19 protein-coding genes, 1 tRNA gene and 2 rRNA genes are annotated in these 20,375 nt (G+C 58.7%); 16 read left to right on the forward strand and 6 right to left on the reverse strand.

Annotation, left to right across the window (positions count from 1 at the left end; genetic code table 11):
• Nucleotides 1-11: 11 nt before the first annotated feature.
• The gene (locus CDI07_RS07815; protein ID WP_088181086.1) at nucleotides 12-647 is read right to left on the reverse strand and encodes an MBL fold metallo-hydrolase; all 636 of its coding nucleotides are present in this window, start codon (nucleotides 645-647) and stop codon (nucleotides 12-14) included.
• Nucleotides 648-782: 135 nt separating this feature from the next.
• Between CDI07_RS07815 and CDI07_RS07820 the strand changes: the two genes are divergently transcribed.
• The 10 genes from CDI07_RS07820 to CDI07_RS07865 all read left to right on the forward strand — a co-directional run bounded on the left by CDI07_RS07820 (nucleotide 783) and on the right by CDI07_RS07865 (nucleotide 9,680).
• Nucleotides 783-1,160: an ASCH domain-containing protein gene (locus tag CDI07_RS07820; protein WP_088181571.1), complete on the forward strand. Its 378-nt coding sequence runs from the start codon at nucleotides 783-785 to the stop codon at nucleotides 1,158-1,160.
• Complete coding sequence (locus CDI07_RS07825) at nucleotides 1,153-1,857, forward strand: DUF1614 domain-containing protein (RefSeq protein ID WP_088181087.1); 705 nt, start codon at nucleotides 1,153-1,155, stop codon at nucleotides 1,855-1,857. Before CDI07_RS07820 ends, CDI07_RS07825 begins: the two co-directional genes overlap by 8 nt.
• Before the next feature lie 56 nt (nucleotides 1,858-1,913).
• Complete coding sequence (locus CDI07_RS07830; RefSeq protein ID WP_088181088.1) at nucleotides 1,914-2,753, forward strand: ribose-phosphate diphosphokinase; 840 nt, start codon at nucleotides 1,914-1,916, stop codon at nucleotides 2,751-2,753.
• 9 nt (nucleotides 2,754-2,762) lie between these two features.
• Nucleotides 2,763-3,050, forward strand: a complete 288-nt coding sequence (locus tag CDI07_RS07835) for a hypothetical protein (protein WP_088181089.1) — start codon at nucleotides 2,763-2,765, stop codon at nucleotides 3,048-3,050.
• Nucleotides 3,047-3,322, forward strand: coding sequence for a hypothetical protein (locus tag CDI07_RS07840; protein ID WP_168169247.1), 276 nt, complete (start codon nucleotides 3,047-3,049; stop codon nucleotides 3,320-3,322). The genes CDI07_RS07835 and CDI07_RS07840 overlap by 4 nt, the downstream gene beginning before the upstream one ends.
• Before the next feature lie 382 nt (nucleotides 3,323-3,704).
• Nucleotides 3,705-5,190, forward strand: a 16S ribosomal RNA gene (locus CDI07_RS07845).
• 53 nt (nucleotides 5,191-5,243) lie between these two features.
• Nucleotides 5,244-5,320: transfer RNA gene (locus tag CDI07_RS07850), tRNA-Ala, on the forward strand.
• Nucleotides 5,321-5,440: 120 nt separating this feature from the next.
• A 23S ribosomal RNA gene (locus CDI07_RS07855) occupies nucleotides 5,441-8,470 on the forward strand.
• The 16S and 23S rRNA genes sit together here with 1 tRNA gene alongside, the layout of an rRNA operon.
• Nucleotides 8,471-8,632: 162 nt before the next feature.
• The gene (locus CDI07_RS07860; protein WP_088181091.1) at nucleotides 8,633-9,109 is read left to right on the forward strand and encodes a magnesium-dependent phosphatase-1; all 477 of its coding nucleotides are present in this window, start codon (nucleotides 8,633-8,635) and stop codon (nucleotides 9,107-9,109) included.
• Between the two features lie 4 nt (nucleotides 9,110-9,113).
• The gene (locus CDI07_RS07865; RefSeq protein WP_088181092.1) at nucleotides 9,114-9,680 is read left to right on the forward strand and encodes a DUF366 family protein; all 567 of its coding nucleotides are present in this window, start codon (nucleotides 9,114-9,116) and stop codon (nucleotides 9,678-9,680) included.
• Here the strand turns inward: CDI07_RS07865 and CDI07_RS07870 are convergent.
• A complete protein-coding gene (locus CDI07_RS07870; RefSeq protein WP_088181093.1) occupies nucleotides 9,674-10,285 on the reverse strand; it encodes a hypothetical protein in 612 nt (203 codons plus the stop codon). The genes CDI07_RS07865 and CDI07_RS07870 overlap by 7 nt on opposite strands.
• Before the next feature lie 32 nt (nucleotides 10,286-10,317).
• Entirely contained in the window at nucleotides 10,318-11,202 is an 885-nt protein-coding gene (locus CDI07_RS07875) for a PhoI (RefSeq protein WP_088181094.1), read from the reverse strand.
• Between the two features lie 132 nt (nucleotides 11,203-11,334).
• On the opposite strand from CDI07_RS07875, the gene lysS reads away from it, so the two are divergent.
• On the forward strand, nucleotides 11,335-12,915 hold the full coding sequence (gene lysS, locus CDI07_RS07880) for a lysine--tRNA ligase (RefSeq protein WP_088181095.1): 1,581 nt from the start codon (nucleotides 11,335-11,337) through the stop codon (nucleotides 12,913-12,915).
• A gap of 120 nt (nucleotides 12,916-13,035) precedes the next feature.
• Nucleotides 13,036-13,620 (forward strand): indolepyruvate oxidoreductase subunit beta, encoded by a 585-nt coding sequence (locus tag CDI07_RS07885; RefSeq protein ID WP_088181096.1) that lies wholly within the window; start codon nucleotides 13,036-13,038, stop codon nucleotides 13,618-13,620.
• A 9-nt stretch (nucleotides 13,621-13,629) separates the two neighbouring features.
• Here CDI07_RS07885 and CDI07_RS07890 read toward each other — a convergent pair whose 3' ends face one another.
• Nucleotides 13,630-14,796: an MFS transporter gene (locus tag CDI07_RS07890; protein WP_088181097.1), complete on the reverse strand. Its 1,167-nt coding sequence runs from the start codon at nucleotides 14,794-14,796 to the stop codon at nucleotides 13,630-13,632.
• A gap of 88 nt (nucleotides 14,797-14,884) precedes the next feature.
• On the opposite strand from CDI07_RS07890, the gene CDI07_RS07895 reads away from it, so the two are divergent.
• The 4 genes from CDI07_RS07895 to CDI07_RS07910 all read left to right on the forward strand — a co-directional run bounded on the left by CDI07_RS07895 (nucleotide 14,885) and on the right by CDI07_RS07910 (nucleotide 18,909).
• The gene (locus tag CDI07_RS07895; RefSeq protein WP_088181098.1) at nucleotides 14,885-15,799 is read left to right on the forward strand and encodes a phosphate uptake regulator PhoU; all 915 of its coding nucleotides are present in this window, start codon (nucleotides 14,885-14,887) and stop codon (nucleotides 15,797-15,799) included.
• Nucleotides 15,800-15,865: 66 nt separating this feature from the next.
• On the forward strand, nucleotides 15,866-16,786 hold the full coding sequence (locus CDI07_RS07900) for an isoaspartyl peptidase/L-asparaginase family protein (RefSeq protein WP_088181099.1): 921 nt from the start codon (nucleotides 15,866-15,868) through the stop codon (nucleotides 16,784-16,786).
• Nucleotides 16,787-16,789: 3 nt separating this feature from the next.
• Nucleotides 16,790-17,965: an MFS transporter gene (locus CDI07_RS07905; RefSeq protein WP_088181100.1), complete on the forward strand. Its 1,176-nt coding sequence runs from the start codon at nucleotides 16,790-16,792 to the stop codon at nucleotides 17,963-17,965.
• Nucleotides 17,962-18,909: a radical SAM protein gene (locus tag CDI07_RS07910; protein ID WP_088181101.1), complete on the forward strand. Its 948-nt coding sequence runs from the start codon at nucleotides 17,962-17,964 to the stop codon at nucleotides 18,907-18,909. Before CDI07_RS07905 ends, CDI07_RS07910 begins: the two co-directional genes overlap by 4 nt.
• Here the strand turns inward: CDI07_RS07910 and CDI07_RS07915 are convergent.
• A complete protein-coding gene (locus CDI07_RS07915; protein WP_088181102.1) occupies nucleotides 18,899-19,390 on the reverse strand; it encodes a hypothetical protein in 492 nt (163 codons plus the stop codon). The genes CDI07_RS07910 and CDI07_RS07915 overlap by 11 nt on opposite strands.
• On the reverse strand, nucleotides 19,390-20,316 hold the full coding sequence (locus tag CDI07_RS07920; RefSeq protein ID WP_088181103.1) for a serine/threonine-protein kinase RIO2: 927 nt from the start codon (nucleotides 20,314-20,316) through the stop codon (nucleotides 19,390-19,392). The genes CDI07_RS07915 and CDI07_RS07920 overlap by 1 nt, the downstream gene beginning before the upstream one ends.
• Between the last annotated feature and the right edge of the window lie 59 nt (nucleotides 20,317-20,375).

Raw genomic sequence — 20,375 nt, forward strand, 5'->3', positions numbered from 1 at the left:
CAGCCCCACCGCTAGAGGGTGAGCTCTTCGTAGAGCTCCATGGGGCGAACCATGACCCATATGCGCTTCTTCTTCAGCTCGTCCTGGAGTTTTTCGACGCTTCCCGTGCCGTAGATGCCGTAGTGCATCGGGATGACGATCTTCGGTCTTATGTCCTCGATTATCTGCGCCGCCTCGCGCTCGTTGGCGGTTGAGCGGCCGCTGATGGGCACCATGAGCACGTCTATCTTTCCCCTGAGCTTCTGGAGGGTCGGCGTTGAATAGGTATCTCCGGTGTGGAAGAGGGTCTTGTCGCCCTCTATGATGTAGCCGACAGGGTACTGGCTCGAGGGGTGCTCCATGTAGACGGCGGTGACCTTAACGCCGTTCCCGAGCTCTATCGTCTGGCCTTCCTCTATCTCCTTTACCTTCGTTACCCCGTCGCTGATGGCCATCATGTAGACCGGCTTCGGCCCTATGACGGTCGCGTCGCGGAGCCTTGAGAGCAGCTCGACCTTTCCGTAGTGGTCAACGTGTTCGTGGGTTATCAGTATGTAGTCCACTTCCCCGATTTTGTCGTCGTCAACCTCAGGGTACGGGTCGATGAGCAGTCTCACACCATTCGTCTCGACCCAAAAGCACGCGTGTCCGTACCAGATAATCTTCATCGGTGATACCTCCTCCAATGGGTTCGGTGAGGTGGACTTAAAGTTTTTCATTGGCGGTTCTTTTTGGAAACTCGCCCGGTTAGCTTCCGAAAGCCCGGCGTAGATTTTATATACTTCGCTTTCGTCACCATACTGATGTGCGCCGGGAATTCAAACTTCAGAAAGGGTCTGATAGTTCGCGAACCCTTCGCAACCCTCATAGCGGAAGGAAAGAAGGTCTGGGAGATTAGGAAATCTCGGACGAGGGTTAGGGGGGAGGTTCTTATTCTCAGCGGCGGCAGGGCGGTTGGCAGTGCAGAACTCGTTGACGTCCTCGGTCCGTTTACCCCGGAGGAGCTGGCCCAACACGGGGACAAGCACCTCGTTGACGTGGAATTCCTGCGGGAATACTCCAGAGGCAAGCCCCTCTACGCCTGGGTCTTCCGCAACGCGAAGAAGTTCGATGGACCGAGGAGGGTCCGCATCCCCAGAGGCGCCCAGGTCTGGGCCAACGTGGTGGTGGAGGATGAATAAGAGGCGCTTCATAATCCCACCCGTTTCGCTTCCGGTTCTCCTTCTGATGTTCTTCATCTTCCTGGCGGTTTTCATAGTCTTCTCGAGCATAGTCATGGCCGCCTTTGAGAAGCTCGGAATACCCCCCGAGGTGGCCTACGCCCTCTTCCTCTTCGCCCTCCTCGGGAGCTTCATCAACATCCCCATAGCGGAGGAGGTCTCGTATGAGCCCATCGTCACCCTTAGGGAGGTTCGCTTCTTCGGCATCTCCTATCCCGTCCCCTACTTCGACTGGGCTGAGAAGAGGGTGATAATAGCGATAAACGTCGGCGGGGCGCTGGTTCCCCTCAGCATCGTTCTGTACGAAATCTTCAGGCTCCTCTACTTCGGTCAATTCGGGCTGCTCTTCAACACCATCCTGGCGACCCTCGTAGCGGCCCTTTTCAGCCACGCCTTTGCCAGACCCGTCAGGGGTCTCGGCATAGCGATGCCCATCTTCCTCCCGCCCCTGATAGCCATAATCCTCGGCTGGCTCCTCGGCGACGGAAACCCCAACCTCGTGGCCTACGTCAGCGGAACGATGGGAGTCCTCATAGGGGCCGACCTGATGAACTGGAACAGGATCAAGAACCTCGGAGCGCCGATGGTGAGTATAGGCGGCGCGGGGACCTTCGACGGCATATTCCTCGCGGGGATTATTGCCGTCCTTCTGGTATGACGGTGGGTTTATAAGCCGTGAATTGAACATTCCAACGGCAAAAAGGGGTGGTGCTCATGTTCGTAGTTGGAAGCGGTGCCAGGCATCTGGAGGATGAGATAAAGGCCCTGGGCGGCGAGGTCCTCGATGCTGAGATAAAGAGGTTCCCCGATGGTGAGAAGTACGTCAGAATCATGGGCTCCTCGAAAGACGTCACGGTCGTGCAGTCAACGTTCGCCCCACAGGACGAGCATCTGATTGAGCTGATCCTCATGGCGGATGCTCTGCGCGAGAGGGGAGTTCAGAAGCTCAGGGCGGTCGTTCCGTACCTTGCCTACTCGAGACAGGACAGGGTCACGAAGGACGGCGAGCCGGTGAGCGTGAGGGCGGTGATGAGAACCCTCGCCGTTTACTACGACGAACTCTACGTCTTCGACCTCCACAATCCAGAGACCCTAAGGTTCTTCCCGGGGAAGGCCGTCAACCTTTCGCCCGCCCGGGTCATTGCGGACTACTTCCGGGAGAAGCTCGGAGAGGGCGTCGTTCTCGCCCCCGACAAGGGAGCGCTGATGAGGGCCAAGGCTGTTGCCGAGAGGCTTGGCCTTGAGTACAGCCACTTCCACAAGGTCCGCATTTCTCCGACCGAGGTTCAGATGAAGCCGGTGGATGTGGATGTTAAGGGAAAGAACGTGCTCATAGTTGATGACATCATAAGCACCGGCGGGACCATGATAAGGGCGGCAAACCTGCTCAGGGACATGGGGGCCGAGAAGGTCTTCGTCGCGGCCACTCACGGTGTCTTCGCCGAGGGGGCCATAGAAAAGGTGAGCAACGCAGTCGACGAGCTGGCGGTCACCAACACGATACCCACGCCGGTCTCGAAGATAAGCGTTGTGCCCGAGATACTGAAGCTGTGAGGCGGGGCGATGGCCAGGGCGTCTTCCCTCGCTGCCCTCTTGACCTTTCTGACGTTTTTTGGAGCCGGGCTTCTCATGGTGGTTTCTTTCCTCGTGGTTGGCGGCCGGGGTTCGGTGATTCCCTTCGCAGACGGCTTCTCCATAGTTCCCTCGCTCATAGTTCTCCTCCCACTGACGAAGCGCCTCCTCATCTCTATTGGTGTGGAGGAAGGGGACGCCAGAAAGCTTGCCCTCCTGGCCGGTCTCCTCTCGGTTTTGGTGTTCTACATGACCATACCGAGAGCTTGCGGATGGTGACGTTGATGAAGAGGGTTGTTCTCTATACCATCGGATTCATCCTCATGACGCTCCTGGCCTCTCTTGATTTCGTCCTCTTCGTGGACAGGTTGATACCGCTTGGGGGACGCTGGTTGCTGTTCATGGTCTCCCTTCCGATGGTGGCACTCGGTGGCTACGTTGGGTGGGCAACGGGAAGGGGTCTCGGGCTAAGTCATGATGATGCAGTCAACATGGGCGTCGTTGTTCCTGTGGTCTCCGGTTTTCTGCTCCTCGTCTTTTTCCTCCTCTGACTTTGCAAAAATTTTTTGCCGTTTTTATGTCTAAAATTGTGCATTTTATCAGCGCTTTTTGACAGCTTCTTTTTCAAAAATATGGCCTGGAAAGGGTTTTGCAAAAATTTTTCACTGTGGGGGTTCACCCCTATTGGGTGGAGCGCCCGAACAGGGCGCGACAAAGCCCAGGTGCCAAGACGGCGGCGTCGGGGGGAACGGGTGCAAAGCACCCAGTATGAACCCCGCCCTCCAACCATGGGCACAGCAATGTGCGCTCCCGAGGAAACGCCGAAAGGCGGACCCCTCGGGGGTAAGGCAGGCCCGACATCCCGACTAAACCCCGGACGGATATTTGGTACTTCCCCCTGAGGGAAGTCCCACCGGCCGTACTCCTTGCTCAATTCCGGTTGATCCTGCCGGAGGCCACTGCTATGGGGGTCCGACTAAGCCATGCGAGTCATGGGGCGCCTTGCGCGCACCGGCGGACGGCTCAGTAACACGTCGGTAACCTACCCTCGGGAGGGGGATAACCCCGGGAAACTGGGGCTAATCCCCCATAGGCCTGAGGTACTGGAAGGTCCTCAGGCCGAAAGGGGCTTTGCCCGCCCGAGGATGGGCCGGCGGCCGATTAGGTAGTTGGTGGGGTAACGGCCCACCAAGCCGAAGATCGGTACGGGCCATGAGAGTGGGAGCCCGGAGATGGACACTGAGACACGGGTCCAGGCCCTACGGGGCGCAGCAGGCGCGAAACCTCCGCAATGCGGGCAACCGCGACGGGGGGACCCCCAGTGCCGTGGCATCGCCACGGCTTTTCCGGAGTGTAAAAAGCTCCGGGAATAAGGGCTGGGCAAGGCCGGTGGCAGCCGCCGCGGTAATACCGGCGGCCCGAGTGGTGGCCGCTATTATTGGGCCTAAAGCGTCCGTAGCCGGGCCTGTAAGTCCCTGGCGAAATCCCACGGCTCAACCGTGGGGCTTGCTGGGGATACTGCAGGCCTTGGGACCGGGAGAGGCCGGGGGTACCCCTGGGGTAGGGGTGAAATCCTATAATCCCAGGGGGACCGCCAGTGGCGAAGGCGCCCGGCTGGAACGGGTCCGACGGTGAGGGACGAAGGCCAGGGGAGCGAACCGGATTAGATACCCGGGTAGTCCTGGCTGTAAAGGATGCGGGCTAGGTGTCGGACGAGCTTCGAGCTCGTCCGGTGCCGAAGGGAAGCCGTTAAGCCCGCCGCCTGGGGAGTACGGCCGCAAGGCTGAAACTTAAAGGAATTGGCGGGGGAGCACTACAAGGGGTGGAGCGTGCGGTTTAATTGGATTCAACGCCGGGAACCTCACCGGGGGCGACGGCAGGATGAAGGCCAGGCTGAAGGTCTTGCCGGACACGCCGAGAGGAGGTGCATGGCCGCCGTCAGCTCGTACCGTGAGGCGTCCACTTAAGTGTGGTAACGAGCGAGACCCGCGCCCCCAGTTGCCAGTCCTCCCCGTTGGGGAGGAGGCACTCTGGGGGGACCGCCGGCGATAAGCCGGAGGAAGGAGCGGGCGACGGTAGGTCAGTATGCCCCGAAACCCCCGGGCTACACGCGCGCTACAATGGGCGGGACAATGGGATCCGACCCCGAAAGGGGAAGGGAATCCCCTAAACCCGCCCCCAGTTCGGATCGCGGGCTGCAACTCGCCCGCGTGAAGCTGGAATCCCTAGTACCCGCGTGTCATCATCGCGCGGCGAATACGTCCCTGCTCCTTGCACACACCGCCCGTCACTCCACCCGAGCGGGGTCTGGATGAGGCCTGATCTCCCTTCGGGGAGGTCGGGTCGAGTCTGGGCTCCGTGAGGGGGGAGAAGTCGTAACAAGGTAGCCGTAGGGGAACCTACGGCTCGATCACCTCCTATCGCCGGAAAATCCGTCCGGGGGGTCTAAGGGATGTCGGGCCTGCCATCCGTGGGCCGGTAGCTCAGCCTGGGAGAGCGTCGGCTTTGCAAGCCGAAGGCCCCGGGTTCGAATCCCGGCCGGTCCACCACGAAGAGGTGCACATCCCAAGCTCTGCTTGGGGTGGAAGGGTCCTAGGCCCCGAACAGGGGTCACGATGAGGACCGTGCACAGGCCGATTGACCCAAAAAATGTCCAGCCCCCTGAGTAGGGGGCAGAAAACCTAAGCCGCCTGGTGGATGGCTCGGCTCGGGGCGCCGACGAAGGGCGTGGCAAGCTGCGATAAGCCCCGGCGAGGCGCAGGCAGCCGTCGAACCGGGGATTCCCGAATGGGACCTCCTGCGGCTCTTGCCGCACTCCCAGTCGGGAGGGGGAACGCGGGGAATTGAAACATCTTAGTACCCGCAGGAAAAGAAAGCAAAAGCGATGCCGTTAGTAGGGGCGACCGAAAGCGGCACAGGGCAAACTGAACCGTTGGGGGAAACCCCGGCGGGATGTGGTGTAGTAGGGCCCTGCATCGGAGCCTCGAGGGTGAAGCCGAAGTCCACTGGAACGTGGCGCCGTAGAGGGTGAAAGCCCCGTAGGCGTAAGCCCTCAGGCTCCTGCAGGGTTCCTGAGTACCGTCGGTCGGATATCCGGCGGGAAGCTGGGAGGCATCGGCTCCCAACCCTAAATACGTCCCGAGACCGATAGCGAACTAGTACCGTGAGGGAAAGCTGAAAAGCACCCCTGGCAGGGGGTGAAAAGAGCCTGAAACCAGGCGGCGATAGGTGGGTGCGGCCCGAAAGGGTTGACCCTCCCCGAAGGAAACACGGGCGACCGTGGAGTACGAGGGGAGGCGACCGGGGTTGCACCGTCCGTCTTGGATCACGGGGCAGGGAGTTCATCCGAGCGGCGAGGTTAAGGGGTTCACCCCCGAAGCCACAGGGAAACCGACAGGTCCGCAGCCCGTAAGGGTGAGGGACGGGGTGTGAAAGCGCCCGGAGTCGCTCGGATGAGACCCGAAGCCGGTCGATCTAGCCCGGGGCAGGGTGAAGTCCCTCAACAGAGGGATGGAGGCCCGATAGGGATGCTGACGTGCAATTCGCTCCCGTGACCTCGGGCTAGGGGTGAAAGGCCAATCGAGGCCGGCGATAGCTGGTTCCCGCCGAATTATCCCTCAGGATAGCCCGGCCGGAGGTAGGTGGTGGGGTAGAGCACTGATTGGGGGTTTAGGGGGAGAAATCCCCCGGCTCCCTGTCAAACTCCGAACCCACTGCCGCCGTAGATGGCCGGAGTAGGGTGACGGTGTAAGCCGTCAACCGAGAGGGGAACAACCCAGACCGGGGTTAAGGCCCCTAAATGCCGGCTAAGTGTTACTCCAAAGGGTGTCCCTGGCCTTAGACAGCGGGGAGGTAGGCTTAGAAGCAGCCATCCTTTAAAGAGTGCGTAACAGCTCACCCGTCGAGGTCAGGGGCCCCGAAAATGGACGGGGCTTAAGCCGGCTGCCGAGACCCCGGCGCACGGACCGATTGGTCCGTGATCGGGTAGGCGGGCGTGCCGGTGGGGTGGAAGCCGGGCCGTAAGGTCCGGTGGACCCGTCGGTATTGTGGATCCTGCCGGGAGTAGCAGCATAGCCGGGTGAGAATCCCGGCCGCCGAAGGGGCCAGGGTTCCACGGCAATGTTCGTCAGCCGTGGGTTAGTCGGTCCTAAGCCAGCCCGTAACTCGGCGCTGGCGAAAGGGAAACGGGTTTATATTCCCGTACCGCGGTGGTAGGTGCGGCAACGCAAGCCCAGAGGGTGACGCCTCGGGGTAGGCGGACCGGTCCACAAGGCCGGCTAAGCGTATAAGTCCGGGGAGTGCCGTAATGGCGAGAACCGGATGAAAGCGCGAATGGCCTCCCGTAAGGGGGGTTCCGCCGATCCCTGGGGCCCGTGAAAAGCCCTCTGGGAACGATCCACCGCGACCGTACCGAGAACCGACACCGGTGCCCCTGGGTGAGAAGCCTAAGGCGTGTCGGGGGAAACCCAGCCGAGGGAACTCGGCAAATTGGCCCCGTAACTTCGGGAGAAGGGGTGCCTGCGGGTGCGTAACCCGCAGGTCGCAGTGACTAGGGGGGCCCGACTGTTTAGTAAAAACACAGGTCCCAGCTAGCCCGAAAGGGTTTGTACTGGGGCCGACGCCTGCCCAGTGCCGGTATGTGAAGCCCGGGTCCAACCGGGTGAAGCACCGGTAAACGGCGGGGGTAACTATAACCCTCTTAAGGTAGCGAAATTCCTTGTCGGTTAAATGCCGACCTGCATGAATGGCGTAACGAGGTCCCCACTGTCCCCGGCTGGGGCCCGGCGAAACCACTGCCAGGCGCATATGCCTGGGACCTCCGGTGGGAAGCGAAGACCCCATGGAGCTTTACTGCAGCCTGCCGTTGCCGTACGGCGGGGGGTGCGCAGCGTAGGCGGGAGGCGTCGAAGCCCGTCCTCCGGGGCGGGTGGAGCCGTCCATGAGACACCGCCCACCCTCTGCCGTACGGCTAACCCCCGACGGGGGGACAGCGGTAGGTGGGCAGTTTGGCTGGGGCGGCACACCCTCGAAAAGGTATCGAGGGTGCCCTAAGGTCGGCTCAGGCGGGTCAGGAATCCGCCGTAGAGTGCAAGGGCAAAAGCCGGCCTGACTGGACCCGTAACAGAGGCGGGTCCAGCCGCGAAAGCGTGGCCTAGCGAACCCCTGTGCCTCCCCGGTGGGGGCCAGGGATGACAGAAAAGCTACCCTGGGGATAACAGAGTCGTCTCGGGCGAGAGCCCATATCGACCCCGAGGCTTGCTACCTCGCTGTCGGCTCTTCCCATCCTGGTCCTGCAGCAGGGGCCAAGGGTGGGGGTGTTCACCCATTAAAGGGGAACGTGAGCTGGGTTTAGACCGTCGTGAGACAGGTCGGATGCTATCTACCGGAGGTGCTGGGTGCCTGAGGGGAAGGCTCCCCCAGTACGAGAGGAACAGGGAGCCGCGGCCTCTGGTCTACCGGTTGTCCTACAGGGCACAGCCGGGCAGCTACGCCGCGTCCGATAAGGCCTGAAAGCATCTAAGGCCGAAGCGGTCCCCGAAAATAGGCACCCACTCCCAGGCGCAGGGGGTCGGGCGACCGGTCCTTTGCCTGGGACGAGGGCTCGGGAAGAAGACCCGTTTGATGGGGCGGGGATGTAAGCGGGAAGGGAAACCGACCCGTTCAGTCTGCCGCTCCCAACAGCCCGAGGTTTCTGCCTCTGAAAGGGGGGCTGGGCATTTGATAGGTCAATCGGCCTGTGCACGGTCCTGGCCCTAAATCTCGTTTCTGTCTGATTGATTGCATTGCAGTGTTAAACCTACAGTCATGATGCTTTTCCGCAACCGTTAAAACCTTCCAGCGGAGCTTTTCTTGGTGGTGTAATGAAGCTGCTAGTTCTCGACCTAGACGGCACACTGTGGGATCACGAGGATGCATCCCGGCTTACGCCGCCATACGATTTCCACGGCGATTATCTGATTGATTCTACTGGGCAGGAACTCCATCTCTTCCCGGGGGTCAGAGAGTTCCTTGAATGGGCGAGTGGTAGGTTCGTTCTGAGTATAGCGAGCTGGAACGTTGAGGAGAAGGTTAGACCAATCCTCAAGGGATTCGGTCTCTGGGACTACTTCATGTTTCCAAAAATTGAGAACCACCCGGACAAGGCGGACATGATAGCGAGAACACTCCGGGAGCTGGAGCTCTCTGGATACGATGTTGATATGGTCATCTACGTGGACGACAGGGATATACACATCGAAGAGGTTAAAACCTCAGTTCCGGCTATTCGGTTCATCCACATGTGGAGAGATGCCAAAGGTTTTGAGGAGTTGAGGGAACTTTTGGAAAGGATGGGGTGATAGCATGGAGCTGCTCATAGTGAAGGATAGGCGCGTAGACTACGACGGTTCCGCGATAGGGAGCCACTGGGCATACAGGAACTTCGGAATACTCGGGAATTCGCTCGTCGTCTTCCGCGGAAAGTGCGACGTCAAGGTTGAGGAGATGATTGACATTGAAGACCTCCGAGCGAGCAAGGAGATTAAGAGCGACGACATGGTTCACTACATCATCGAGATCTTCGACCTTGTCAACACCCTCTTCGCCTCAACGCTCCAGAAGCTCTTCATAGCGAGGCTCTGCGAGGTTTTGGGGGAATACGGCGTGAAGACTGAGAGAAGGGGCGACGACATCTATGTGAACGGGAGGAAGCTTAGCATCTCGATAGCCACCGTTTCGCCGGTCAGCGTCAAAATCCACATCGGGATAAACGTGGAAGCGAAAGGAATCCCCGAAGGCGTGAACGCTATCGGCCTCAAGGAACTCGGCATTACCGACGTCGAGGACTTCATGGAGAGAACCGGAAAGGCCCTCGTGGGGGAGTTCAACAAGGTGAAGAAGGACAGCCTGAAGGTCAGGTGGGCTCAGTAGAGGAGGAACAGAACGCTTCCAACCAGAGGAACCGCCAGGTTATCGTCGAGCCAACCTTGATACTCCGCCAGGGTCAGAACGACCGCCCATCCTATTTTTCCCATCGCACCTGCATCGAGGAGAAGGAACGCTATCGCCAGCGCCGTCGCCAGGTAGCCAAGGCTTCCCGTCCAGTGCTTCCTCAGTTTGACGTTGAATCCGTGCCGCTTGAAGTAGAAGTGCCTGATTATCCCGGTTACCCCGTCGCTGACGGCCATGGCCAGGAGCAGGGCGGTGGCGTACTCCTTCGGCAGAACCATCGGAATGACCGAGGCTGAGAAGGCGAAGAAGACCTCCCCGTAGTTGTGCTCTATCTGGTACCACGAGAACTCCCTCTTTTTGAGGTGCGGCCAGAGCTGGAAGAGCCCGAAGACGAAAGCGGCTCCGCTGAAGACCTCGGCGGGTATTTTCCCGTAGTAGAACATCAGAACCGCCGGGACTATGCTGAAGTGGATTATCTTCCTGTTCACCCAGGCCCATTCCTGTCCGAGCCTTTTCGTGAGACCTATGGCGAGGAGTATGAACCCCGCGGCGATGCCCGCGTAGATTCCCCAGCTAGGGAGCATGCGTTCCACCAAAAAATGAGAGGGGGTTGGGGTTAATATGGATTGCCCCCGAAGGCCCTCCCAACGGTCTCCAGTGCGGTGATAAAATCGCCCGCGTGGACGACGATGTACCATCCCTCTGTTCTCGCGAGTTCTCCCCGAGACTTGCCGACAATTTCGCCGTAGAGCCCCTGGATTTTAACCCTTGGCTCCGTCGTCGAGAGCTTGAGCGTTATCTCGACCGGCCTTCCGTTCTCCCAGACAAGGCCAACCTTGAGGCCCGCTTTGGTTTCCTTTCTCTTTCTCAGGCCGAGCTTGATGTAGCGGAGCCTCTCCTCTGGAACCTCGTTCTCCTTGGCCTTCTCCAAAAAGTACTCTTCCGCAAGCGTCAGGCCGTGGAGCCCGAGGGAGTAGCCGAAAACTGGAATCCCCAGGTCTTTTCCCTTCCTCCCCTTGTAGGCGTAGACCTCTATCCTTCCGCCGGAGCCTCTGGAGGCGGTGTAGAATCCGTTTCCATTATCTTTCCTGACCTCGGCCAGGAAATCCACCAGTTCATTGTACGCTGAAAAGGGCAGCGAAAAGCTCGCCCACGTTCCCCAGACCCTGGGAGGGACGGAGACGAAGCCCATCTCCTCGAGGTGGTACTCGATCGGCTTTGGTCTGAGCACCAGAAAACCCCTTTCCGTGAGCTCAAACTCAATGGACGTTTTTTCTCCGGATAGCATGGCAAATTTGCCGTCGCTTTCAAAGTCCCTGGCCTTCAGCAGGCGGCTCCTTCTGATGCGCCTCTCCTCCCGCGAGCTCACCACCACTGGAATCGGTGTTTTTCTCCCGCTCTCCTTGTCGTAGGGTACCCTGAAGCCAGCCTTGAGCAGCTCCTCCTGAATCTCCAGCGAGGCCGGGAAGAACACCTGCATCCTCAAGGGTTCCAGCTCCATGGGGACGCCTCCAGTTACTTTTACGAGTAGTTTTACCATCGTAGCTTATAAAATTTTCCCTCTTTGAGTTGTCATCAGCTGGCCGAGCTTAAGCTTAAAAAGCCCTCAGCGGAGCTAAACCCGGTGGTGAAAATGGTTCACTGGGCGGATTACATGGCCGAGAAAATCATCAGGGAGCGCGGCGACAAGGATGAATACGTTGTGGAGAGCGGAATAACGCCGAGCGGTTACGTTCACATCGGAAACTTCCGCGAGTTCTTCACGGCCTACATAGTGGGCCACGCTTTGAGGGACAGGGGGAAGAAGGTCAGGCACATTCACATGTGGGACGACTACGACCGCTTTAGAAAGGTGCCGAAGAACGTTCCGCCCGAGTGGAAGGAGCACCTCACGAAGCCGGTTCGTGAGGTTCCGGACCCTTGGGGTTGCCACGAGAGCTACGCGGAGCACTTCATGGAGCTCTTCGAGAGCGAGGTGGAGAGGCTCGGCATAGAGGTGGACTTCCTCCACGCCTACGAGCTGTACAAGTCCGGCGAGTACGCCGAGGAGATAAAGCTTGCTCTGGCCAAGCGCGAAGAGATAAAGGCCATACTCGACAAATACCGCGAGAGGGCCAAGCAGCCGCCCCTTGAGGAGGACTGGCAGCCGGTCATGGTTTACTGCCCGAAGTGCAGGAAGGAGGCGGAGTTCGTTTCGTGGGACGGCGAGTGGAAGGTTTCTTATCGCTGCCCCCACTGCGGAAGCGAGGGCGAGACGGACATAAGGGAGGGCAACGTCAAGCTCAGGTGGAGAGTTGACTGGCCGATGCGCTGGGCTCACTTCAAGGTGGACTTCGAGCCGGCCGGAAAGGACCACCTGGCAGCTGGCGGCTCGTACGACACCGGAAGGGAGATAGTTGAGAAGATATTCGGCTGGCCTTCGCCCATAGACCTGATGTACGAATTCGTCGGAATCAAGGGGCAGAAGGGCAAGATGTCCGGCAGCAAGGGCAACGTTATACTCCTCAGCGACCTCTACGAGGTGCTCGAGCCGGGAATAATCCGCTTCATATACGCGAAGGCGAGGCCGAACAAGGAGCTCAAGATAGACCTCGGCCTGGGCCTGCTCAACCTCTACGACGAGTTCGACAAGGTGGAGCGCATCTACTTCGGCATTGAGCGGGCCAAGAATCCGGAGGAGGAAGAGGAGCTCAAGAGAACCTACGAGCTGTCGATGCCGAAGGTTCCGGACAGGCTGACCGCGCAGGCGCCCTTCAGGTTCCTGGTTACGCTCGTCCAGATGCCGCACCTCGACGAGGATGGCATAATCCGCGTTCTCCAGGAGCAGGGTCACGTTCCGAGGGAGCTCGGCGAAGACGACATGGAGCGCATAAGGCTCCGCATAAGGCTCGCCAGGAACTGGGTTGAGAAGTACGCCCCCGACAACGTGAAATTCAGCATCCTGGAAAAGCCCCCGGAGATCGAGCTTAGGCCTGAAATCCGGGAGGCCATGCTCGAGGTCGCGGGATGGCTCGAGGCTCACGAGGGCTTCACCGTTGAGGAACTCAACAACGCCATCTACGATGCCGCCAAGAAGCGTGAAATCCCGAGCAAGGAGTGGTTCAAGGCGCTCTACAACGTCTTCATCGGCAAGGACCGTGGTCCAAGGCTCGCGAGCTTCCTGGCTTCCCTCGACAGGGACTTCGTCATCAGGCGCCTCCGCCTGGAGGGCTGATTTAGTTCTTCAACTTTTTCCACCCTTTCCCTGTGGTATTTTCGAGTCTCACTCCAGCCGGCCGAATTTTCTTGACAACAGGTTTTTATCCGCTCCCTCCAATGCATCTCGGTGGTGCAGATGGAGTTCAACCTCATAATCACAGGTGTTGGCGGTCAAGGTGGATTGACGCTTTCGAGGATCGTTGGGAACGCTGCCATGCACGAGGGCTACAACGTCAGGATAGGTGAAACCCTCGGGATGAGCCAGCGCTACGGCAGTGTTCTGAGCTACCTCCGCTTTGGTGAGGAGGTCTACTCACCCCTAATCGAGGAGGGCAAAGCAAACCTCATGCTCGCCCTTGAACCCGCCGAGGCGCTGAGAAACGCCCGCTTCCTGGGAAAGGACAGCCATGCAGTGGTCAATGCCTATCCGATCCACACGGCAACGACCCTCGTTGGGAAGGAGAAGTATCCGGGGCTGGACGAGATAGAGGCCGCCCTGGGAAGAATCTGCCCCGTGTACATGATGGACTTCCAGCGCGAGGCCGATAGGATAAACCCCAGGACTCTCGGCGTCCTGATGCTCGGCTACGCCTACGGAAAGGGCCTCGTGCCCCTCAAGAAGGACTCCCTGCTTGAGGGAATAAGGCTCACCCTCAGGGAGAAGCTCTGGGAGATCAACTTCAGGGCCCTTGAGCGGGGAATCGAGCTCGCAGAGGGTTGACTTTTCTTTTCACTCGTTGTGCTTTATGAAGAAGGCGTAGAATATCGCCGTTGCTATTACATAGAGCGCCGCTGTCGCATAGAATGGATAGCTCAAGGACATGCCGAAGAGCAGGCCGCCGACGTAGTTCCCTCCTCCGCGCATGAAGGTCGAGAAGGCCCTCCTTATTCCCGCCGCGGTGGCCTTCTCCTCGGTCGAGAAGAAGCCCATCATGAAGGAGTCATTTATGGGCCAGACTATGTTCATGAGGATGGAGCGGACGACGTAGAGCAGTGCCGCTACCAGGAAGGTCTCTATCGAGGGGAATATCGCGAAGAGAAATGCCGCTATGCTCTGGAAGGACGTTATCACCTTCACCGGCCCTATCCTGTGAACCAGCTTTGGAAGGCCGAAGGAGCCGAGGCCCATTGCCAGCTGCTGGAAGAAGAATATCCCGCTTATTGCCGCCAAAGTTTGCCCGAACTGGAGCTTGAAGTAGAGGCTCATGTAGGGTATAGTTATCCCGGCTCCAAAGCCTATCAGCGCGCTTGGGAGGGAGAACTTGAGTATCTTGACGACCAGCTCACGGTTCCAGTTTATCCTCGGGTTCTTCACTGGAACATCGCTTATCATGAGCAGCGCCGGGATCACGAGGGCAAACTGGAGGAGCGCCAGCGAGATTACCAGCCTGTAGGCTATTCCCTCCGTCAGTCCAAGCCCCACGAAAAAGCTTGGTGCGAAGCCCGCTATGAGGACGCCTAGGGCGTTGAATATAGTTCCCAGGCCAAAGCTTATAGAGAACGCATGATGGCGCTTCTCCTCGCCAACCTCCTCGCTGAGCAGAGCGGTAAAGTTCGGCTGTCTCATCCCCATGTTCGCGCCGACCAGGAAGAAGCCTAAAGCGAGTACGTAGTCGTTTATCGCGGCCACCTGGAGGAGCCTTCCGGCCAGTCCGAGGAGGGCTGAGATAATTAGGGTTCTTCTATAGCCCAGCCTCAGTGAGACTTGGCCGGCTATCAGGAAGAACAGTCCCCCAGTGAACGTCTGTATCGAGAAGAACGTCCCCATGGCGGCCATATCGTAGCCTAAAACTGCCAGATAGAAGGGCATGATGAATATTGAGAACTGGAGGAAGAGCTGGCCCGCCGCGTTGGCTGCTATGAGTATTTTCGCGTCCCTGCCGTAGTCCTGGAACATGTGCTAACGTTAATCTTAGCGTTTATAAGCATATCGAACCGAAGCCTTTTATAGGCCGTCGCTCGTCTATATATCGGCGGTGATATCTATGGAGTTCAGGAAAATCCAATTTACCGGTAGGAGCTCATACATAATCTCCCTTCCCAAGAAGTGGGTCAGGGAGCACGGACTTGCCCAGGGCGATGTCGTTCCGCTCCTCATAAACCCCGACGGGAGCATAACCATATTTCCCAAGGAGCCGAGGGAGGTAAGCGAGAAGAAAATTCTGGACATCTCGAAGGAGTATTCCCCCGACATGGCGGTCAGGCTCGTCATCTCTGCCTACATCCAGGGCTACGACGTCCTTGAGATTCACCTCGTCGAGGAGATGCCGATATACAAGGTCAAGATAAGGAAGGTCCTCCAGAGCCTTCCCGGGGTCGAGATAATACTCGACGAGCCCCAGAGGATAGTCGCCAAGAGTTTGCTCGACGAGGAGGAGGTGAACCTCGCGGAACTCCTCAACAGGATTCGCTCGCTCATCATCTCGATGCTCGGGGACCTCGAGCTGCTGATAGTCTCGCCCGGGGACGACGAGATTCTGCGCGACATAAACGACCTCGAGAACGAGCTGGACAGGTTCTACTTCCTCATAATCCGTGCCGTCAATCGGCTTCTGAGCAAGCGCGGCGTCACGGAGGAGAGCGGCATAATCAGGAGAACCTTCGACCTGCTCGGCATACTCTTCATAGTCAGGAACATCGAGCGCATAGGCGACCACATAACCAGGATAGCCGAGAACCCCAGCGAGATAAACGTTGCCTACCTGAAGGAGAAGTTCGAGGGGATGATGACCCAGATCGAGGAGAGGGATTTGGGGAAAATCGATGGGCTGATGCTTGAGCTGAAGGAGGAGATACGCTCGATAGACTACCGTCAGTCGATAGCCCTCGAGAGCTACCGCAGGATTCTCGAGTACCTCGAGAACATCGGCGAGACGATAATCAACATGGCGCTGAGCTGAAGTTCCTATCTTTTCGTTTCCACAACCCTTTTAACCGTTCGAGGACTTTTTATTACGGTGGTTCTCATGGTCGCGATAATAGTTCACGGCGGTGCCGGCACGATAAGGAAGGAGGAGCGCATTCCAAAGGTCATTGAGGGCGTTAGGGAGGCTGTTCTGGCCGGCTGGCGCGAGCTCAAGCGGGGTTCTGCGCTGGATGCAGTGGAAGAAGCCGTCAAAGCCCTCGAGGACAACCCGCTCTTCAACGCGGGAACCGGGAGCGTTCTTACCCTCGACGGCAAGGTCGAGATGGACGCGGCAATAATGCGCGGAAGAACCCTCGAAGCCGGCGCCGTTGCAGGAATCTGGGGCGTTAGGAACCCCATAAGCGTCGCGAGGAAGGTTATGGAGAAGACCGACCACGTGCTCCTCAACGGTGAGGGTGCGGTAAAGTTCGCTAGGCTCATGGGCTTCGAGGAGTACAACCCGGTAACCGACGAGAGGCTGAAGCAGTGGGAGGAGCTGAGGAAGAAGCTCGTTGAAAGTGGAGAAACGAGGCACTGGAAGAAGCTCAACGAGCTGATCAGGGAGTATCCTGAAGTCCTTAGGAGCACGGTTGGAGCGGTTGCCTTCGACGGCGAGGAGGTCGTTGCCGGAACGTCCACCGGTGGGGTATTCCTCAAGATGTTCGGCAGGGTTGGCGACACCCCGATAATCGGTGGCGGAACCTACGCCAACGAGGTTGCGGGTGCCTCCTGCACGGGACTCGGTGAGGTGGCGATAAAGCTCGCCCTGGCAAAAAGTGCCACCGACTTCGTCCGCCTCGGAATGGACGCCCAGGCAGCCAGCGAGGCCGCGATAAGCCTCGCCACGAAGTACTTCGGCGCCGATACGATGGGTATAATAATGGTTGATGCCAAGGGCAACGTGGGCTTCGCTAAGAATACGAAACACATGAGCCACGCCTTCATGAGGGAGGGAATGGACGAACCCGTAGCGGGGGTTTGAGCCATCGACAGAGCGCTCCGGGACATCTGGCTTCTCAACTTCTCGACCTTCTTTTTCTTCCTAGGAATAAGCGTAGTCAACCCCATAATATCGCCCTTCGCGATAACCCTCAACGCCACGCCTTTTCTGGTTGGTCTGGTCGCGGGGGTTGCCTCCGTCGTCTCCCTGTTCTCAAAGCCCATCGGCGGCCTCATAGGGGATAGAGGTTATCGGTTCCAGGCTATGATGGCCGGCAACGTCCTCGGAATGCTGGCTGGGCTCCTCTACATAACCTCTGCGCTCCTCGGAAACCTATGGATATTCGCCTTCGCCAGGGCGATCCATGGCTTCTCCATGGGGATATTCTTCCCCTCGAGCCTCTCCACCGCAGTTGACCTTGCACCGGAGGGACGCGTCGGCGAGACGCTGGGCTGGAGGGGCATGATGTTCTCCCTCGGCAACATAATCGGCCCGGCCCTCGGAGGCTATCTCTCCGACCTCCTCGGCTTCGTTGGGGCCTTCTCATTCACCGTGACGTTCTCCCTCGTTGGCCTCGCCCTCGTAGTCCCGGTCTGGCTCGATGGCAGAAAGGCCGTTGCCAGGAGGGAGGGGAGGCACGAGGACGTCAGTTACTCCGAGCTCCTCAGAAGCTATTTCGTTGCCGCGTCGCTGGCCCTGTTCTTCTTCTCCTTCTCCTACGCCGGCGTCATAACGTACCTCCCCGCGCTCTACAAGGTACTGGGGATGCCCCAGAGCCTGTTCGGCTTCTACATGATGGTCATCGGGATATCGAGCTTCGTAATGAGGCTCGTGGGTGGCAGGAGCGCCGACAGAATGGGTCCGATTCCGGTCATACGTGCCGGCATGCTCCTCGTTATCCTCGGCTACATCGTGCTGATCCTTTACAGCCTACCACCTTACTCCTACGCCAGCGCACTCCTCATCGGCGCCGGCTTCGGCCTCTCCGTTCCCGCGATGCAGCTCATGGCCCTTGGAAACCTTCCCGCGAGGATAAGGACGATGGGTTCGAGTGTCTACACGATGTTCTTCGACCTTGGGATGCTCGGGGGCCAGGTAACCCTCGGCTACGTCGCCGGCATCAGGGGTTACGCCGGGGTCTTTCCGCTGCTCCCCTTCATAGCGGGCGCATCACTTATAATAGTCCACGTGCCTCTCATACTTGGAGGTAGAAAGGGATGAAAGTCAGAGTCTCCTACGGAACGGCCATAGCCATGGGACTCGTAAGGGCTAGGATGCTCGCCAGACCAACCACCGCGTACCTCATGACGTACCACGACGGCCGCTGTCGCAACAACTGCGCCTTCTGTCCCCAGGCGAGGGAGAGCAGGGCCGACCTGAAGAAGCTCTCCAGGATAACCTGGCCTGCCTTCGACGTGGAGGACGTCGTTGAGGCCCTCCCTGGGGGCCGCTTCGCAAGGATATGCCTCCAGACGGTTGACTACCCCGGCTTAGTCTCCGACGTTCTTGAACTCCTTGACCTTTTCCATCCGCTGGGCCTTCCAGTCTCAGTCTCGATAACCCCGGTGGATAGGGAAACCCTCGAGGAGTTCAAATCGAGGGGAGTTGACTACATCGGTGTCGGCCTCGACGTGGCCAGCGAGAGGCTCTACCCTGGGATAAAGGACTCCCTCTACTCATGGGACGAGATGTGGCGTTTCACGGGAGACGTTATCGATGTCTTCGGCGATGGAAAGGCCCTCGTCCACCTTATAATCGGGCTCGGGGAGACCGACAGGGAAGCCGTCGAGACCATCTGGAGGGCGTACTCGATGGGTGCCTGGGTTTCCCTCTTCGCCTTCACACCCATAAGGGGAACCCGCCTTGAGAACGCGAAGCCCCCGAGCCTCGCGAGGTACAGGAGAATCCAGGTGGCCCACCACCTCATAAAGGAGGGACTCGCCACGCCGGAGGATTTTGAGTTCGATGAGAGCGACTCCCTGATCGGCTTTGGAATCGAGGGGGAGAAGCTTGCCGAACTCATTCCCCCCGAGGTTTTCGCCACCCACGGCTGCCCAGGTTGCAACAGGCCGTACTACAACGAGAGGCCCAAAAAAGAACCCTACAACTTCCCCGAAAGTCCCGGGAGGGACTACGTGATGCGCGTCCTTGACTCTATCCTCTGAGGAGCTCGATTATCTCGTTGAACTCCTCCAGCGAGAACCGCTCCTCGACCTTTTCTCCCCTCGCTATTCTCACGAGAGTTTGAACGAAGCAGTAAAGCTCCTCGTCGTCCTTCACCAGGCCCAGCGTAACGTCCATGCCCTCCGCTATCTCGCCGAGCCGGTTCTCCTCCTTCATAATGAACAGAACGTCCCCGAGCCTCTTTATCCCGAGCCGGTAAAGGTCTTCGTTGGGCGCGCGGCCTATTCCGCGCACCGCGCACTTCACGGCTCCCCTGTAGTTGTCCTCCTGAAGGAAAATCTCCGCGAGCCTGAAGCAGGCCTCGAAGTAGAACTCCGGCTCCTCGTCCCTCGCCAGCTCCATTATCTCGTCCAGCTTTCGCTTAGCCCTCTCGAGGTCCCTGGCGTTCTCCGCCTCTATGGCCTCCCGGAAGAGCCTCATGATCCTCTCGCGCCGGTTCAGCGGTTCGTACTTTATCACCATCATTCCTCACCCCTGCTCTCGAGCCAGGCCCTCTCAAAGTCCGGCCACACATCTTCAAACCTCTTCTCCACGCGCCACCTTCTCCTGAATGCGTTGAGGAGCACGGTTATGTCCCTTTTGAGAAGCTCGTAACTCTCCGGGCGGGCGGTCGTGACGTACTGGGCCCAGTCGATTATGAGAATGCCCCCGTCGTGGGTCAGAACTACGTTGAACTCGCTCATATCCGAGTGAACGATGCCGAAGCGAACTATCTTGAGGTATTCATCCAGAACGGTGTCGAGTATCTCCCTCGCCTCCTCCATAGAGAGGTCGGTGTCGCGCAGCTCCGCCAGTTCGGTTCCGTCTATAAACTCCATAACGATGACGTGCCTGTTCCATGCTATCGGCCTCGGTACCCGAGCTATCGGGCTCAGCAGGGTCAGCGCCTCGTACTCCTTCTTCGCTATGAGCCTCGAGACGTAGAGCCAGCTCGTGTGCCTTTTGTCCTGGAAGACGTGCCCGTGATAGGCCGCTTTTCTTGAGGCAGTTCTGCCGCCTATGCGGTTAAACTTGACGGCTACCTTCTCCCCCGCTGGCGTTACTCCCACGTACACATCGGCGTCCTTTCCAACGCCTATCTGGGCGGTGCTTATGGCCTCTACAACGCCCTTCTTTGCCAGCGCCCTTATCGCCAGGACGTCGTAGCCGTGTATTGTGAGCTGGTAGCCGATGTAGCCTATATCGCTCCTCCGTCTGACGAGGGACAGGTCGTCCAGCTTGCCCAGCCTGAAGGATGCGGTTTCCACGTCAACCCTCGCGAACCTGGCTATGTCCTCGAGCGGAACCCACCTGTGGTGCCGCATATTCAGCTCTACCCCTCTGAGTATCCTGAAGTCCAGGTCCCGCAGGTTGGGATAGGCCTCGAGTGCCAGTAGCTTGCTCACCATCTCTCTTCCCTGAAGTCGGTTTCCGGCCTGCATTTATAAATGTAGTTGGACGCTCCTGT

The organism is Thermococcus sp. 5-4, from assembly GCF_002197185.1.
Lineage (GTDB): Archaea > Methanobacteriota_B > Thermococci > Thermococcales > Thermococcaceae > Thermococcus > Thermococcus radiotolerans.